The organism is Flavobacterium psychrophilum (assembly GCA_001708385.1).
Taxonomy (GTDB): domain Bacteria; phylum Bacteroidota; class Bacteroidia; order Flavobacteriales; family Flavobacteriaceae; genus Flavobacterium; species Flavobacterium psychrophilum_A.
In genome coordinates this window covers 3,573,394-3,589,006 of record CP012388.1, presented here as the reverse complement: position 1 = coordinate 3,589,006, position 15,613 = coordinate 3,573,394, and the positions used below count along the sequence as shown (strand labels likewise).

The 15,613-nt window shown below is 39.5% G+C and carries 17 protein-coding genes and 1 pseudogene; 10 read left to right on the top strand and 8 right to left on the bottom strand.

Annotation, left to right across the window (positions count from 1 at the left end; translation table 11 throughout):
- Positions 1 to 219 precede the first annotated feature (219 nt).
- On the top strand, positions 220 to 1,113 hold the full coding sequence (locus ALW18_15805; GenBank protein ID AOE53842.1) for a permease: 894 nt from the start codon (positions 220 to 222) through the stop codon (positions 1,111 to 1,113).
- Between the two features lie 246 nt (positions 1,114 to 1,359).
- On the opposite strand, the gene ALW18_15800 is transcribed toward ALW18_15805, so the two are convergent.
- Complete coding sequence (locus tag ALW18_15800) at positions 1,360 to 2,844, bottom strand: catalase (GenBank protein ID AOE53841.1); 1,485 nt, start codon at positions 2,842 to 2,844, stop codon at positions 1,360 to 1,362.
- A 256-nt stretch (positions 2,845 to 3,100) separates the two neighbouring features.
- Between ALW18_15800 and ALW18_15795 the strand changes: the two genes are divergently transcribed.
- The 4 genes and pseudogenes from ALW18_15795 to ALW18_15780 all read left to right on the top strand — a co-directional run bounded on the left by ALW18_15795 (position 3,101) and on the right by ALW18_15780 (position 5,825).
- Complete coding sequence (locus tag ALW18_15795) at positions 3,101 to 3,838, top strand: hypothetical protein (protein ID AOE53840.1); 738 nt, start codon at positions 3,101 to 3,103, stop codon at positions 3,836 to 3,838.
- A 16-nt stretch (positions 3,839 to 3,854) separates the two neighbouring features.
- Entirely contained in the window at positions 3,855 to 4,571 is a 717-nt protein-coding gene (locus tag ALW18_15790; protein AOE53839.1) for a hypothetical protein, read from the top strand.
- A gap of 428 nt (positions 4,572 to 4,999) precedes the next feature.
- Positions 5,000 to 5,242, top strand: a pseudogene (locus tag ALW18_15785) (hypothetical protein).
- A 172-nt stretch (positions 5,243 to 5,414) separates the two neighbouring features.
- Positions 5,415 to 5,825 (top strand): thiol-disulfide isomerase, encoded by a 411-nt coding sequence (locus tag ALW18_15780; protein ID AOE54448.1) that lies wholly within the window; start codon positions 5,415 to 5,417, stop codon positions 5,823 to 5,825.
- A gap of 4 nt (positions 5,826 to 5,829) precedes the next feature.
- Here ALW18_15780 and ALW18_15775 read toward each other — a convergent pair whose 3' ends face one another.
- The 4 genes from ALW18_15775 to ALW18_15760 form a co-directional block, all read right to left on the bottom strand.
- Entirely contained in the window at positions 5,830 to 6,663 is an 834-nt protein-coding gene (locus ALW18_15775; GenBank protein AOE53838.1) for an iron ABC transporter, read from the bottom strand.
- Positions 6,664 to 6,767: 104 nt separating this feature from the next.
- Positions 6,768 to 7,580 (bottom strand): orotidine 5'-phosphate decarboxylase, encoded by an 813-nt coding sequence (locus ALW18_15770; protein ID AOE53837.1) that lies wholly within the window; start codon positions 7,578 to 7,580, stop codon positions 6,768 to 6,770.
- Between the two features lie 221 nt (positions 7,581 to 7,801).
- On the bottom strand, positions 7,802 to 8,872 hold the full coding sequence (locus tag ALW18_15765; GenBank protein AOE53836.1) for a peptide chain release factor 1: 1,071 nt from the start codon (positions 8,870 to 8,872) through the stop codon (positions 7,802 to 7,804).
- A gap of 88 nt (positions 8,873 to 8,960) precedes the next feature.
- Complete coding sequence (locus ALW18_15760) at positions 8,961 to 9,335, bottom strand: transcriptional regulator (protein ID AOE53835.1); 375 nt, start codon at positions 9,333 to 9,335, stop codon at positions 8,961 to 8,963.
- Between the two features lie 175 nt (positions 9,336 to 9,510).
- On the opposite strand from ALW18_15760, the gene ALW18_15755 reads away from it, so the two are divergent.
- From ALW18_15755 to ALW18_15735, 5 genes are all read left to right on the top strand, one after another.
- Positions 9,511 to 10,413, top strand: a complete 903-nt coding sequence (locus tag ALW18_15755; GenBank protein ID AOE54447.1) for a pyridine nucleotide-disulfide oxidoreductase — start codon at positions 9,511 to 9,513, stop codon at positions 10,411 to 10,413.
- Between the two features lie 102 nt (positions 10,414 to 10,515).
- Complete coding sequence (locus ALW18_15750; protein ID AOE53834.1) at positions 10,516 to 10,941, top strand: hypothetical protein; 426 nt, start codon at positions 10,516 to 10,518, stop codon at positions 10,939 to 10,941.
- Positions 10,942 to 11,005: 64 nt separating this feature from the next.
- Complete coding sequence (locus ALW18_15745) at positions 11,006 to 11,518, top strand: hypothetical protein (GenBank protein AOE53833.1); 513 nt, start codon at positions 11,006 to 11,008, stop codon at positions 11,516 to 11,518.
- 65 nt (positions 11,519 to 11,583) lie between these two features.
- A complete protein-coding gene (locus ALW18_15740; protein AOE53832.1) occupies positions 11,584 to 12,120 on the top strand; it encodes a hypothetical protein in 537 nt (178 codons plus the stop codon).
- A gap of 5 nt (positions 12,121 to 12,125) precedes the next feature.
- Positions 12,126 to 12,692, top strand: a complete 567-nt coding sequence (locus tag ALW18_15735; protein ID AOE53831.1) for a hypothetical protein — start codon at positions 12,126 to 12,128, stop codon at positions 12,690 to 12,692.
- An 86-nt stretch (positions 12,693 to 12,778) separates the two neighbouring features.
- Here ALW18_15735 and ALW18_15730 read toward each other — a convergent pair whose 3' ends face one another.
- The 3 genes from ALW18_15730 to ALW18_15720 form a co-directional block, all read right to left on the bottom strand.
- On the bottom strand, positions 12,779 to 13,075 hold the full coding sequence (locus ALW18_15730; protein AOE53830.1) for a hypothetical protein: 297 nt from the start codon (positions 13,073 to 13,075) through the stop codon (positions 12,779 to 12,781).
- A 43-nt stretch (positions 13,076 to 13,118) separates the two neighbouring features.
- The gene (locus ALW18_15725) at positions 13,119 to 14,582 is read right to left on the bottom strand and encodes an aminoacyl-histidine dipeptidase (GenBank protein ID AOE53829.1); all 1,464 of its coding nucleotides are present in this window, start codon (positions 14,580 to 14,582) and stop codon (positions 13,119 to 13,121) included.
- 70 nt (positions 14,583 to 14,652) lie between these two features.
- A complete protein-coding gene (locus ALW18_15720) occupies positions 14,653 to 15,600 on the bottom strand; it encodes a hypothetical protein (GenBank protein ID AOE53828.1) in 948 nt (315 codons plus the stop codon).
- Between the last annotated feature and the right edge of the window lie 13 nt (positions 15,601 to 15,613).

Below are 15,613 nucleotides of genomic sequence, written 5' to 3'. Positions count from 1 at the left end.
CTAATTTAGTGATAAATAATCCGTGCCTATGTAAATAAAACCGTAATAAAATCATAAATAATACATTCGTAATTTATGCGCAGTAACTTTACCAAAAGCATAAAAATTATCGTGATTATTTTTTCGTAATACAGAAGTAAGATCATCTCTAATAAATGAATCAAAACCTGCGCCAAATACCTTTACAAATTCATTACTTTTACAGCTAATTTTTAACCGATGAAATTCCCTAAATATTACCTCGCTGCAGTAACCGCCTTTGTTATTTGGGGCTTTTTCAGTTTCGGGTTAAAACCGCTACAAAGTTATCCATCGCTTGATATTCTTTTTTACCGCGTTTTTACCTGTATAATTTTAATGGTTGTTATTAATCTTGCCATTCGAAGGGAAAAAATCAAGGAAACACGCACCTACCTAAAAAGTCTTACACCTGTCGAAAGACGTAACCAATGGCTGCTTATTGCGGGAAGCTCCGTATTGCTGACAGCCAATTGGGGACTGTTTATTTTCGTAATGAACCACATAAGCGTAAAGGCGGCATCGTTTGCCTACCTTGTGTGCCCTATCCTAACAACAGTACTGGCATTTTTAATATTAAAGGAAAGATTAATCAAACTGCAATGGTTTGCGGTTTTACTCAGCATTACGAGCTGTGTTATACTGGCATATAATAGCCTGCACGATGCTATGTTCAGTATTTTAGTAGCAGCTACCTACGCGCTATATCTTGTGCTGCAAAAGCGCATCACTATGCCGGACAGGTTTATATTGCTCAGCATACAGATTGCCTTTGTAGCATTACTGCTGTTTCCATTCTACCCTGCCTATAGCGCAGCGCCACCTGTAGCAACCAGCTTTTACCTTTACATACTGCTAATAGCAGTGGTATTTACCATTATCCCAATGTTTCTCAACCTGTTCGCTATGAAAGGCATTAACTCATCTACTATTGGTATATTGATCTACCTGAATCCTCTTTTTGCTTTTGCACTCGCGATATTCTTTTATAAAGAAAGTATATCATTAGAGCAGATACTTTCGTATTCACTTATAGTAGTATCCATCGTGATATTTAATATTGGGAGTTATTTGAAGATGAGGAGAATCGGATAGTTTCTATTTTGTTCATCTTCTATTAATACAAACCTTATTCAGATGCAATTTTAAAATAGTGGAGAATTGTTTTATAGCTATCCTAAGCAGTAAGACAGGTATCGGCAAATATGTAATACATTAAAATTTAAAAACAATACTTTTTTGCCGATAACGGCAATCAAATAACCAAATCAACACATCACCAAAACAAAAACCCTCCCGAAAACAAATCCGGAAGGGCATAAATATAATGATATGGGGATATTAATGGTTATTGAACATTGATGGGTCTATGTTAACACCAAGTCCCTGAGCGATGCCCATACCAAGAGTAATATCTGCCCTGAACCAGTGGCATAGTTGAAGGTTTACGATCTTATCACGTAAAGGGCCTTCGATACCGCTCATAGCACCAACAATATTACTTATGGTATTTTTCTTAGCCTCATCATCCATCAGTCGGAATAAATTGCCCGGCTGTGTATAATGATCATTCTCACCTTCTGCATTACGGTCATACCAGTCGGCGCGGTTGTTGTCAAGATCCCAGGCCGGCTCTTTGTAGCTTTGATCGGCTACGATATTGTCAAAACTGTTAGGGAAGTAATTCGGGTTGCTTCCTCCGTTGCCATCAACACGCATTTGTCCATCGCGTTGGTAGTTGTTCACCATAAACGGACAACGGTTTACCGGAATCTGCTCATAATTTGCACCAAGGCGGTAACGGTGTGCATCGGGATAGGATAATAATCGCCCCTGAAGCATTTTATCCGGGCTGTAACCAATACCATCTACCACGTGCGCCGGAGCAAACGCTGCCTGCTCTACCTGAGCAAAATAATTATCCGGGTTGCGGTTCAGTTCAAAGAAACCAACATCAATAAGCGGATAATCGGCGTGCGGCCAAACCTTAGTAAGGTCAAACGGGTTAATATGGTAATTACGCGATTCCTCTTCGGTCATTATCTGAATTTTCATATCCCATTTCGGGAAATTGCCTTCTTTAATATTTTCGAAAAGGTCACGTTGTGCAAAGTCAAGATCTTTAGATTTCATTTCGGCAGCTTCACTATCGGTAAAGTTCTTAATACCCTGCTGCGTGATAAAGTGGAACTTCACATAGAAACGTTCATTCTGTGCATTAATGAATGAAAACGTATGGCTACCAAAACCGTGCATATGACGGTATCCGTAGGGCGTACCCCTATCACTCATTAAAATAAGCACCTGGTGAAGGCTTTCCGGGTTTAGTGACCAGAAATCCCACATCATGGTAGGCGATTTAAGGTTGGTTTGCGGGTCACGCTTCTGTGTATGGATAAAGTCGCCAAACTTTTTTGCATCTTTAATAAAGAATACCGGAGTGTTATTACCTACAAGATCCCAGTTTCCGTCTTCGGTATAAAACTTAAGGGCAAAACCACGCGGGTCTCTTTCGGTATCTGCCGAACCTTTCTCGCCACCAACAGTAGAAAAGCGGATAACCATATCGGTTTGCTTACCGACTTCTGAAAATATCTTTGCTTTTGTGTATTTCGTTATATCGTGGGTAACTGTAAATGTACCAAACGCTGCAGAACCTTTTGCGTGCACTACACGCTCTGGTATACGCTCACGGTTAAAGTGAGCCATTTTTTCGTGAAGGATAAAATCCTGTAATAAAACAGGACCTCTCGGGCCAACGGTTTGCGTATTTTCATTCTCCGCATAAGGGCGGCCGGATGCTGTAGTTAGTTTGTTGTCTGACATATATTGTGATTTTACTGATTCTTTTTTACAAATTTAGGGTTCAATAAAACGCATTTTTACATGAGTTAATTGATTTTATTTATATTAAGATAGACATGCTAAAAAAGTGCCTGATTTACAATTTAAACAGAATCAACCTACTAAAGATAGTAATTTATTTTTTCTTTAACGATATCCCGTAATTTTATATGGCGTGCAGCGTTACTTTACAAAAGGGAACAGTTTTTGTTTACTTTTGATAAACTCTCTTACACAAATGAAAAAACTACTATTCTCCTTGCTTATAGCGGCCCTTGTTCCTGCAGGAGCGAACGCGCAATTAAAAGGTTTAATGGACAAAGCCAAAAGCAAAGTGGAAGGCGTTACCGGAAAAGGAAGCCTTAGCAATGCCGATATAGGAAACGGACTTAAAGAAGCTCTAAAAGAAGGCGTTAGCAAGCAGGTTACCAAACTTACTGCCGAAGACGGATTTTATAAAAACGAAGCGGTGAAAATTCTTTTGCCTGCCGAACTCCAGGTTGTTGATAAAAAACTACGCCAGCTTGGTATGTCTAAGATGGCAGATGAAGGAATTAAAGTACTTAACCGCGCTGCCGAAAATGCTGTTAAAGAGGCTACTCCTATCTTCGTGAATGCCATTACCGGCATGACTATTACCGATGCAAAAAATATATTGATGGGTGCTGATAATTCTGCCACTACTTACCTTGAAACCAGTACTACAAAACCGCTGTATTCTAAATTTAGCCCCGTGGTTAATACATCGCTTAGCAATGTAGGCGCCGATAAAGTTTGGCAGGGTATTATTACTAAATACAACAGCCTTCCCCTTGTTACCAAAGTTAACCCCGACCTTACCGATTATGTTACAGATAAAGCCCTTGAAGGTGTGTTTAAAATGATATCGGTTGAAGAGAAAAATATTAGGACAAATTTATCGTCACGAACTTCCGATTTACTTAAAAAAGTATTTGCTTTACAAGACAAAAAATAACCTAAAGCATCTATTTATGAAAAAAGCATTCATTCCGCTTATTGCCCTGTGCCTTACGCTTTCAGGCTGTGCCGAATTGCAACAGGTCGCATCACAGCTTCCTCAGGCAGGTGGTATACTATCTACTGCCGATATTTCAGCCGGACTTCGCGAAGCACTGGATAACGGTATAGACAAACAGGTTAGAAAACTTACTGCTGTAGACGGTTTCTATAAAAACCAGCTGGTAAAGATCCTCCTTCCGCCCGAACTGCAAAAAGTAGATAAAACCCTTCGTGACATTGGCCTTTCGAGCCTTGCCGATGAAGGTTTAAAAATGATGAATCGTGCTGCCGAAGATGCCGTTAAAGAGGCTACGCCTATCTTTGTATCTGCGGTAAAGAACATTACGTTTACAGATGCTAAGAATATTTTAATGGGTAATGATGAAGCTGCTACTTCTTACTTAAGAAAAAGTACAACATCACAATTATACGCCAAGTTTAACCCGGTTATAAAATCATCTTTTAGTAAAGTGGGCGCCGATAAAGTATGGAGTAATATTATATCTAAGTACAATACAGTTCCGCTGGTACAAAAGGTTAATCCCGATCTTACCGACTACGTTACCAACGAAGCGCTGGATGGCGTATATAAAATGATCGCTGTTGAAGAAAAAGACATACGTAATAATTTAAACGCACGTACTTCTGCCCTGCTTAAAAAAGTGTTTTCAGCACAAGACAAGAAATAGCTAATTTTTTAAGTATCAAAGATATACATATAACATATCCTTAACATTGACTCGAAAATTTTTTAAGTAATTTGCATTATAATAAATGGTTTTCTCACATTTGGTTAGGGTTAGTTAAAAGAATGCCGGTAGACAACTATCGGCATTTTTATTTTATAAGGAAAATATTTACGCTACAGAATAGAACTATTCCGGATAAATTTCAATTTTAACATTTTTTTTAAATATTTTTGGTGGCATAAAATCCAAAACACCAAGAAATTATGAAAACACTATTACCCATACTCACGGCATTGCTCGGTGCCGCATTGGGTGTATTTTTTATTTACAAGGGCGTAGATAAGCACTTTTTATCTTCCTGTAAGGTATATGGCCCGGACAGCACTTTACCACAGGAATATATAAATTTAATGAGTACGCTTTGCGACTCAGGCTTTACAAAAGTGGTTGGCTTTTTTGAAGTACTGGCTGGCATACTGCTAATATTTCCTAAGACAAGACTTATAGGCGCTATTATATTACTTCCTGTTATTACAACCATCTTTCTTTTTCACCTGCTAATAGACAACAGGCCGCACGAACTGGTAGAAACAGGTATCCCGTTAGGTTCAGCAATACTTATATTTCTATATCATTATAAAGACTGGAAAGTGCTCATCTTTAAACGATAACACTATTAAAAATAAATAAAACCGCTGGCTCCCGACAGCGGTTTTGTTATGGGTTTACATTTCAAAAAAATAACCCTTAAAAATATCGTAAATGCCACGCGTTGCAATTATTACTTTGTTATTTTTGCCAAAAACAGGAGAAGTGAAAAAGAGCGTAGTTACATTATGCCTTATGTTGGTTAGCGTTGCGGTCCTGGCACAGGATTGGAATACCGACCTGGCAATTGCCAAAAGAAAAGCTGCTGCCGAAAATAAAACAATTTTATTAGTGTTTTCAGGATCAGACTGGTGTATGCCATGTATGTACCTGGATAAAATACTATGGCCCAGCGAGGAATTTAAAACTGCTGCCGATAAAAACTGGGTGTTGCTTCGTGCAGATTTCCTTCAAAAGAAAGGAAATCCCGAACCTGTAAATGTAAACGACATGAAAATGATACTAGCGGAGAAATACAACCGCGATGGCTTTTTCCCCTTCTTTGTTATGCTCGATAGGAACGGAAAAATAATTAAAAAGTCAGGCTATGAAGAATTTGACCATCCTGCCGAGTATGTTTTCCTTTTTAAAAGTATGTCGCATTAAACCATTAATGATGGTGTCCGTGATCGTGGTCATCGTGATCACCTAAACGTTCCCTTACCTGCTTAAAGTACGGAAAAGCCTTTACCAGCCTGGTACCGTGCCATGAAAACATCTCACCGTCTACAAAAACCGTCTGCGCATGATGCGTATGTCGGCCCAATTCAAATGCATCTTCGTCTTTAAACGGATACGGTTCAGACGATAAGAATATAGCCTGAGGATCGCCCTGAATACGCATTTTCTGTACAACCACTTCAGGATAACGGCCTTCGTTCTTTTCGTAGATATTTTGCAGTTTGTTAAGCTTCATCAGCTCATTGATAAACGTATTGTCTCCGGCAACCATATATGGATTCTTCCATATAAAATAGGCCGTTCTTTTAACCTGTTTATCTTTTATGTACTCTTTAAAATCGGCTAAGCCAAAGTTTATTTTATCAATCCACTGGCGTGCCTGTGTACGTACCGAAAACAACTTACCAAGCTCTTCTATCATGTCCAGGCTGTCCTGAATTGTAATTACATTGGTAACCCAAACAGGGGCAATATCTTTAAGCGACTCTACTATCTCCAACGTATTTTCCTCTTTGTTGGCAATGATTATATCAGGCTGCAATGCCCTTATCTTATCGATATGCACTTTTTTAGTACCGCCAATAATCGTTTTGGTCGATTTTAAATGATACGGATGCACGCAAAACTTGGTAATACCTACAATTTTATCTTCCAATCCCAGATCAAACAGCAATTCGGTTTGTGACGGAACAAGTGATACGATACGCTTTGGCGTTTCGGTTATTGTTATGGTGTTACCAATCTGGTCAGTAAATTGTTTCATTGTGTTTATGATATATTGTCAACTCGAACCAAGCATAGCGAAGTGGAGAAATTCGAAGAGATTCGATAACTCACGCCGTAAAATTAGAATGACAGAGACGTTTTCTATTTAAGCAATGCTTCCATTTCCTGCTGCATCTTTAGAGCTTCTTCTCTTGCTTTTTCAGCAAAATCAGTTCCGTTAGATGCATAGATAATTCCCCTCGACGAATTGATAAGCAACCCTACCTGATCGTTCATGCCGTATTTGCAAACTTCCTGAAGGCTTCCACCCTGTGCGCCAACGCCAGGTACAAGAAGAAAATTATCCGGAACTATCTGGCGGATACCTGTAAAATATTCGGCTTTGGTAGCACCAACCACGTACATAAGGTTTTCGCTGTTTTTCCATGTTTTAGAGGTTTTAAGCACTGTTTTGTACAGTTCTTCATCGCCTGCAATTTTAGTCTGGAAATCAAAAGCACCTTCGTTTGACGTTAATGCAAGTAGTATGGTGAATTTATCTTTAAAAGCCAGGAAAGGCTCAACACTGTCTTTACCCATATAAGGCGCAACAGTAACCGAGTTAAAATTAAGATCTTCAAGAAAAGCCTTGGCATACATTGTAGAGGTGTTACCTATATCGCCACGTTTTGCATCTGCAATAGTAAATACTTCAGGGTGTTTCTCGTTTAGGTATTTTATGGTTTTTTCTAATGACATCCAGCCTTTTAAACCGTAAGCTTCATAAAAAGCAGTATTTGGTTTATATGAAACGGCAAGGTCGTGTGTGGCATCTATAATAGCTTTATTGAATTCGAATATCGGGTCTTCGGTTGCCAACAGGTGTTGCGGGATTTTATTTAAATCTACATCTAACCCTATGCATAAAAAAGACTTCTTTTTCTGAATTTGTCCGTAAAGCTGTTCTGCTGTCATGAAAATCTGGTTTTTGTTTCGGTTGCAAAAGTACGATTTTTTGGAATGGCATATCGCCGAAAAGTAAAATCCGGATTAAGAATTTTTGAGATTTCTCAACTCCGTTGCCTCCGCTGCGCGAGCATCGCGCTCGTGCCAAACATTAACAACAAATGATCCGAACCTGACGTTCGCGCCAGCAAAAGACCATAAAAAATCCCGCCAATTGGCGGGATGCTTTTTTAATATTCGCTTTCTTTCAGCTTTTCTGTATTGTTGACTAACTGAAGTTCATCGATCATTTTGTGAATGTTTCCGTTCATGAAACCATCAAGGTCGAACATACTTAATCCAATCCTGTGATCTGTAATACGTCCCTGAGAGTAGTTGTACGTACGGATCTTAGCCGAACGGTCACCACTACTTACCTGAGAAGTACGCTTTGCAGCATCAATTTCCTGTTTTTTGGCAAGTTCCATCTCGTATAAACGTGAGCGTAGTACCTGAAGTGCTTTGTCCTTATTCTTGTGCTGGGATTTTTCATCCTGACACTGAGCCACAAGTCCTGTAGGAACGTGCGTCATACGAACGGCAGATTTCGTCGTATTTACCGACTGCCCACCGGGACCTGATGAACAGAAGAAGTCAATACGAACATCGTTCATATCAATCTGTACGTCAAATTCTTCAGCTTCCGGAAGTACCATTACTGTTGCAGCAGAAGTGTGAACACGCCCTTGTGTCTCCGTTTGAGGTACACGTTGTACACGGTGTACACCTGCTTCAAACTTAAGGGTTCCGTAAACATCGTCTCCGGTAACTTCAAAGATAACCTCTTTAAAACCACCCGAAGTACCTTCGTTCATATCTACAACACTAGTTCTCCAACCTTTGTCTTCGCAATATTTTGTATACATCCTGAAAAGATCGCCTGCAAAAATACTGGCTTCATCGCCACCGGTACCGGCACGTATCTCAACCATTACGTTTTTAGCATCTTCAGGATCTTTAGGTATCAATAGGAATTTAATTTCCTCTTCAAGCTGCGGAAGTCTTTCTTTCGCCTCATCAAGCTCCATCTTCGCCATTTCAACCATCTCGGCATCGCTGCCATCAGAGATGATTTCGTTAGCTTCTTTCATGTTACCCATAAGCTTAAGATATTCCTCACGCTTTTCGGCAAGTGCCTTAAGATCTTTATATTCTTTGTTAAGCTGCACATAGCGTTTCTGGTCGGAAATTACATCCGGCTGGATGATAAGATCAGAAACCTCATCAAAACGCTGTTTTATTATCTGTAACCTGTCTAACATATTCTTTTTGTTCCTTTAATTGGAGGTGCAAAATTACGTATTTTTTTTGATTCTCAATACAGTACATCTATACAAAAACCATTCCCTTTTAAGAACAGTTTTTGCAGTACCCGCTCACCCAGCTTGTAATGCTTTTTTGAACATAACCTGCAGGTAGGCTTACAATTACATTTTCTTCAAGGCACTCTACCTTTTGGCAGCCCATACACTTAAAATGAAAATGGTCGTGATTGTGTTTGTGTTCGCCACAGGTTTGGCAAAGCGCAAAATAGTATTTACCGTCGTCGGCAAGTATTTTATGTGTAATGCCATCTTCGCAAAAACTATTCAGTACGCGGTAAATGGTTACACGATCCATTTCGCCTTTAATATTAGATTCTATCATATCCTGGCTAAGCGCGGCATTAGCATCTTTCAACATCGTTAAAATAGCCGTCTTTGCAGGGGTGTTCCTTCTCTTCATCTCTCTAATGCAATTTAGTTGCAATTATTTAATGCAATCTCATTGCAATAATACGAAATTTATTTAGATTTGCCAAATGGAAAGCGCAACGGTATCCCGAAGGAAGTTCATACAAACTAGCAGTTTAGCAGCTGCTGCACTTGGTTTTCCTGTTCATTTATTAAACCTAAATTTTATGCAGACACAACACGACGTAATAATAATTGGCGGAAGCTATTCCGGCCTCGCCGCAGCAATGGCACTTGGCCGTGCATCACGAAATGTATTGATAATAGACAGCGGCGAACCCTGCAACAGGCAGACGCCCCATTCCCACAATTTCTTAACACAGGATGGTGAAACACCTGCCGCTATTTCGACAAAGGCCAGAGAACAGGTATTGGCCTACCCTACTGTAACTTTTGTTGAAGGAAAGGCAATTAAAGCAATTAAAACCAAAAACGGTTTTGGCGTAGCCACAGAAGATGGCAAAAATTTTTCAGGCATCAAATTGCTTATTGCTACCGGTGTAAAAGATGTTATGCCGGATATTGAAGGGTTTGCCGAATGCTGGGGGATATCTGTAATTCACTGTCCGTATTGCCACGGGTACGAAGTTAAAGCACAAAAAACGGCACTTATGGCAAATGGCCCTATGGCCGAGCATTTTCTCCCCGTACTTTTACAATGGACAAAAGACCTTACGCTCTTTACGAACGGCAAAGCAATTTTAAGCGACGAATTTCTTATCAAATTAAAGCAACACAAAATAGAAGTTATACAAACAGAAATTGAAAGCCTTCAGCACAATAAAGGTTATATGGAAAGCATAACGCTTAAAACCGGAGAGGTTCACGAAATTAAAGTTATGTATGCTAAGATACCGGCTGTTCAGCATACTTTTATTCCGGAAGACCTTGGCTGTGAAATAAACGAGCAGGGATATATAACTGTTGACGATTTTAAAAGAACTACTGTTGACGGCGTTTTTGCATCGGGTGATTGCACGACCATGATGCGTGCTGTGGCTATGGCAATAGAAGGTGGAATGAAAGCTGCAACTGTTATAAACAACGAAATGTGCATTGCCAGCTTCTAAAGAATTGTAATCATTTAAAAATCACTAACAATGGGTATAGTTTCATGATAAATTTTTAGCATCTTTGCGCCATAAACAAATCAATATATCTAATTATTTATCATGAAAAAAATCACAATCTTACTTACGCGTATTTTACCATTAGTAGCTCTTGCATTACTTATTGGCTGTAGTGATGACGACAACAAATCTACCGACATTATTGTTGGAACGTGGCTTTACACTGGAGACCTTGAAGTTGCAACGCAGCAATTTGAAGCAGAAGACACAACATGCTACAAAGAGCTTACAACATTTAACAAAAACAATTCAGGTACAATTGTAGCACAGGATTGTGAAGGCGACAGCGGAACTATTACTTTTTCATGGAAAAAAGAGTCGGCAGCAAACATCTACACCGTTTCTGCCACAAATGAAGATAATCAGATAGAGTCTCAACAGCTGATAATTACATTTGAAGGTAAAACAAAAATGTTTATTACATATAGTGATGACAACTCATATCTTGAAGTATACGAAAAACAGTAAATAATTATTAAGGCAGGTGTTATAACCTGCCTTTTTTATGTCTGACTTATAAACATCTATCACTATGGATCATAGAATTTTATACTTACTACTGATAGCAGCGAGCGTAATTGTATCCTGTAAAAATACTAACGAGAAACCTGCCGATACCTCAACTCCAAAAAGCTATTCCCAAATTAAAAATGCCGACTGGTTTATTGGTGAGTGGGCTAATACATCTGCCGAAGGTGAACTTACAGAACGCTGGAAAAAAGTAAACGACTCGGTATATCACGGCGAGTCATACTACGTAATTGCAGGTAAGGATACTGTCTTTTCGGAAACCGTTGAACTGGAAGAAACCAAAGGTAAACTAACGTACACTGTTACCGTTCCTAATCAGAACGATGAGCAGCCTGTTAGCTTTGAAGCTACTTCAATTACCGGTAACCAAATTATTTTTAAAAATCCGGAACACGATTTTCCTAATAAAATAGTCTACAATAAGATTGGCAACGATTCGCTTGTCGCTGAAATTTTCGGACATAAAAACGGCAAACCTGCTACCGAAAAATTCGCCATGAAAAAATTGGAGTAGCTTTTTATTTGATAGGTATTTAATGGTTAAATAATTATATACTTGCACCTTTAAAAATCGACCCCATGAAAAAACAATTACTTAGAAGTGTTCTTATAGTACTTACATTCATTTTTGCTTCATGCTCATCAAGCACTACCGAAGACCTGAATACTAATGGATTTTCCGTAGACGGACTTTTCTATCCGACCAATACTGTATATATTGACGCCTTAGACTTTGAGCAAAATCCAAACGGCACTACAGAAGATGCTATAACCATAATACTGGCAAGCGACAGCTACCTTAACTCTCCGGTTACTATTGACCCGCTTGATTATGTAATGCTAAAATTAGACATGACCAACCTGGCGCAACAGCCAAATGTGTCGCTATTTAATTACTATGTTGGCATTGACGCTTATAGTAATGCAGGTGTGCCTATGGATGCTATTACTTTATTATGGCAATACAGCAGTAATCTTAACCTTACTGCTATTGAAAAAAATGTGACTATTAACTACGTGACACCTTCTCAGATAGACATCACCTATTCATTTAGGCGTATGGATGGAAAACTGATTACAGGTCAGTACGTTGGACCATACATAAACTTACGCTAATACAAATGCAGCTTATTCAGGATATCGTTTTTGAAAGACAGGATTACACCATAGATGCGTTACAAATGAGTGAATACGAGAACTGTACTTTTAACGGATGTAATTTTGCTTCGGCAGATCTGACAGGCATCGTTTTCACCGAATGCACCTTTACCGACTGTAACTTCAGCATGGCAAATACCAAAGGTACCGCCTTTAAAGATGTGGAGTTTGCAAACTGCAAAATGACAGGCATAAACTTTAGCATATGCGATCCTTTTTTACTGGCGATGAATTTTACCGGATGCCAGCTTAACCTTGCCTCATTTTATAATCTGAAGCTAAAGAATATCCGTTTTACTAAATGTACCCTTCATGAAGCAGATTTAGTACAAGCAGATTTTTCGGGAGCGGCATTTACCGATTGCGACCTTAGAGGTGCAATTTTTGAGAATACTGTTTTAGAAAAAGCAGATTTACGATCGGCAGTAAATTATAATATAGATCCTGAAGCTAACCGTATTAAAAAGGCAAAATTCTCCTTACAGGGATTACCCGGACTGCTTAATAAATATGGTATCGATATCAATTAAGATAAGTGTCGTTTTGACGAAAGAAGAATCTCGGAATGATAAGGTAATCTACCTTCGTCAGAATCACAAAGTAGCTAAATTTTCTATTAGGGGAAATTTGCAGGCGCGGGAAAATACTCTTCTCTAAAATACTGTCCTGTTGGCCCATCGTTTCCTATCAACGCATACTTCACAATACGCTTTCCGGCTTCTTCCACAGTACTCGTACCCTGATGATTGGTGAAGTCAGTCTTTGTCCAACCGGGGCAGACAATGTTTACCGATATCCAATTTATCCTGGGACTTAAACAGTTTATTGAATTTTTAATGTCCTCAATTGCCATAGTCTCTTTAGCAAGGGTAGTTAGAATGAGTTTCATTATGAAAAAAGAAACCCCTCGCATAGCGAAGGGTTCTCATTATATAAAGCTTTAACTACTTTTATATTTATGCCTTAACCGGAATATTCTCTAAAATTTCCAGAACAAATTTCCAGTATTTCTGAGCCGATTTAATACTTGCTCTTTCGTCCGGAGAGTGAGCCCCTTTGATCGTAGGACCAAAAGATATCATATCCATATCAGGGTAATTAGTACCTAATATACCACACTCAAGTCCGGCATGGCAGGCGACAACAGCAGGTTTAGTTCCGTTTTGTTTTTCGTAGATCTCTTTTAATACTTCAAGTATCGGAGAGTTAACGTTTGGTGTCCATCCGGGGTACGAACCTCCGAAAGTAACCTCGCAGCCAATAAGCTCAAATGTAGAGCGAAGCGAATTGGCAAGGTCAAACTTAGAACTTTCAACTGACGAACGTGTTAAACAACCTACATGGATAGTACCGTCTTTAACAATAACCCTTGCAATGTTGTTAGACGTTTCAACAAGGTCAGCCATATCTGCACTCATACGGTACACGCCGTTAAGAGCAGCATACATCGCACGAATAAGCCCCTCCTGAACCCCCAGTTCCATAACCTTAGCAGGCAGTTCACCTTTTTCTATGGTAATAGCCAGATTAGGTTCAGTAGTTTTGTATTCGGCTTTTATATCGTTAATAACCTCCAGCATGTCGAATACAAAAGCTTCATCAAAAATTTCAGAGATAATAACCGTTGCAACACTCTCCCTAGGAATAGCATTACGAAGGCTTCCACCATTAATTTCAGCAATCTGAAGTCCGAAGTTCTCGAAGCTGTCAAACAACAGGCGGTTCATTATTTTGTTGGCATTACCTAAACCCTTATCGATATCCATACCCGAGTGCCCTCCGTTAAGTCCGTTTACAGTGATAGTATACCCAACAGAATTTTCAGGAACATCCTCTTCGTGATAATCGCGTGTAGCAGTAACATCTACACCACCGGCACAGCCAATATCAATTTCATCATCTTCTTCAGTATCCAGGTTAAGAAGGATCTCTCCGTCCAGCAATCCGCCTTTAAGGCCCATTGCACCTGTCATACCTGTTTCTTCATCTATAGTAAATAGAGCCTCTATAGCAGGATGCGGAATATCAGTGCTTTCAAGTATCGCCATAATAGTGGCAACACCAAGACCGTTATCGGCACCAAGCGTTGTGCCTTTAGCACGTACCCAGTCGCCATCCATATACATATCTATACCCTGAGTATCAAAATCAAATACCGTAGCTGCATTTTTTTGGTGCACCATATCAAGGTGGCTCTGCATAACAATAGTCTTACGGTTTTCCATGCCTTTGGTGGCAGGCTTTTTAATGATAACGTTACCAACTTCGTCCTCAATGGTTTCAAGGCCTAATTGCTTACCAAAGTCTTTCATGAAAGCAATTACCCTTTCTTCTTTTTTAGAAGGGCGCGGTACCGCATTTAGATCGGCAAATTTGTTCCAGAGCGCTTTAGGCTCAAGGTTCCTTATTTCCTGGCTCATTTATTTGTGTTTGTTGTTTGTGCAAAGGTAAGAGTATGTTATAAAGTGACAAAACCTGCCGTACTAAACTTTACGAAACACTTAATATAACCACTAATGATAGTACCGATATAAATACCCACACTGCTACGCCCTGAAAGAATGGCCTAAATCCTACCGATTTTAATACTTCGCGCGACAATCCGCAGCCTATTAAAAACAGTGTTAGTGTTAAACCTGCTTTGGCAACGATTACAATGTACGGACTGATTATTTCTATACCCGGAATATAAGTATTAGCTAACATTGCCAGTAAAAAGAATCCAATAAAGTACGGGATACTTATTTTCTTATCGGCATTTTTAAACACGAACGACGATATAAATGCAAACGGAATTATCCACAGTGCTCTTGCAAGCTTTACAGTGGTTGCCACCTGAAGCGCTTCGTTACCGTAACGGCTAGCTGCCCCGACTACCGAACTGGTATCGTGAATAGCAATAGCACTCCACAGTCCGAATTCCTGCTGTGTCATATGTAAAGCGTGCCCGATTATTGGAAAAACCATCAGGGCTACAGAGTTCAGTATAAATACCACACCAAGAGCAACAGATACCTGTTTTTCTTCCGCTTTAATTACGGGCGATATTGCTGCGATTGCACTGCCTCCGCAGATAGCCGTACCGGAAGAGACAAGATATGATGTTTTAGATTCTACTTTCAGCAGCCTGCCTACTACAAATCCTAAAAGTAATGTTACGACAATAGAAACAATAGTAAAGATGATGCCTTCCTTACCTGCTTTAAGTGCGGTTACGGCGTTCATACCGAATCCGAGTCCTATTACTGCTCCTTTAAGAAGCCATTGTGTGGTTTTTTTATTGTACTTTTTATACGGATGCTGTGCAAACCATGCTAAGGCAATACCTAAAGCCAATGCCAGTGGTGCCGATGCCCACGGTGTTAAACAAAACAGTGCCGCAGCAAAAAAAAGTATTTTGTTTCGGGTGGTATTTGGGTTTGCAGGTGTAACTTCCATAGCGAATTTTTTA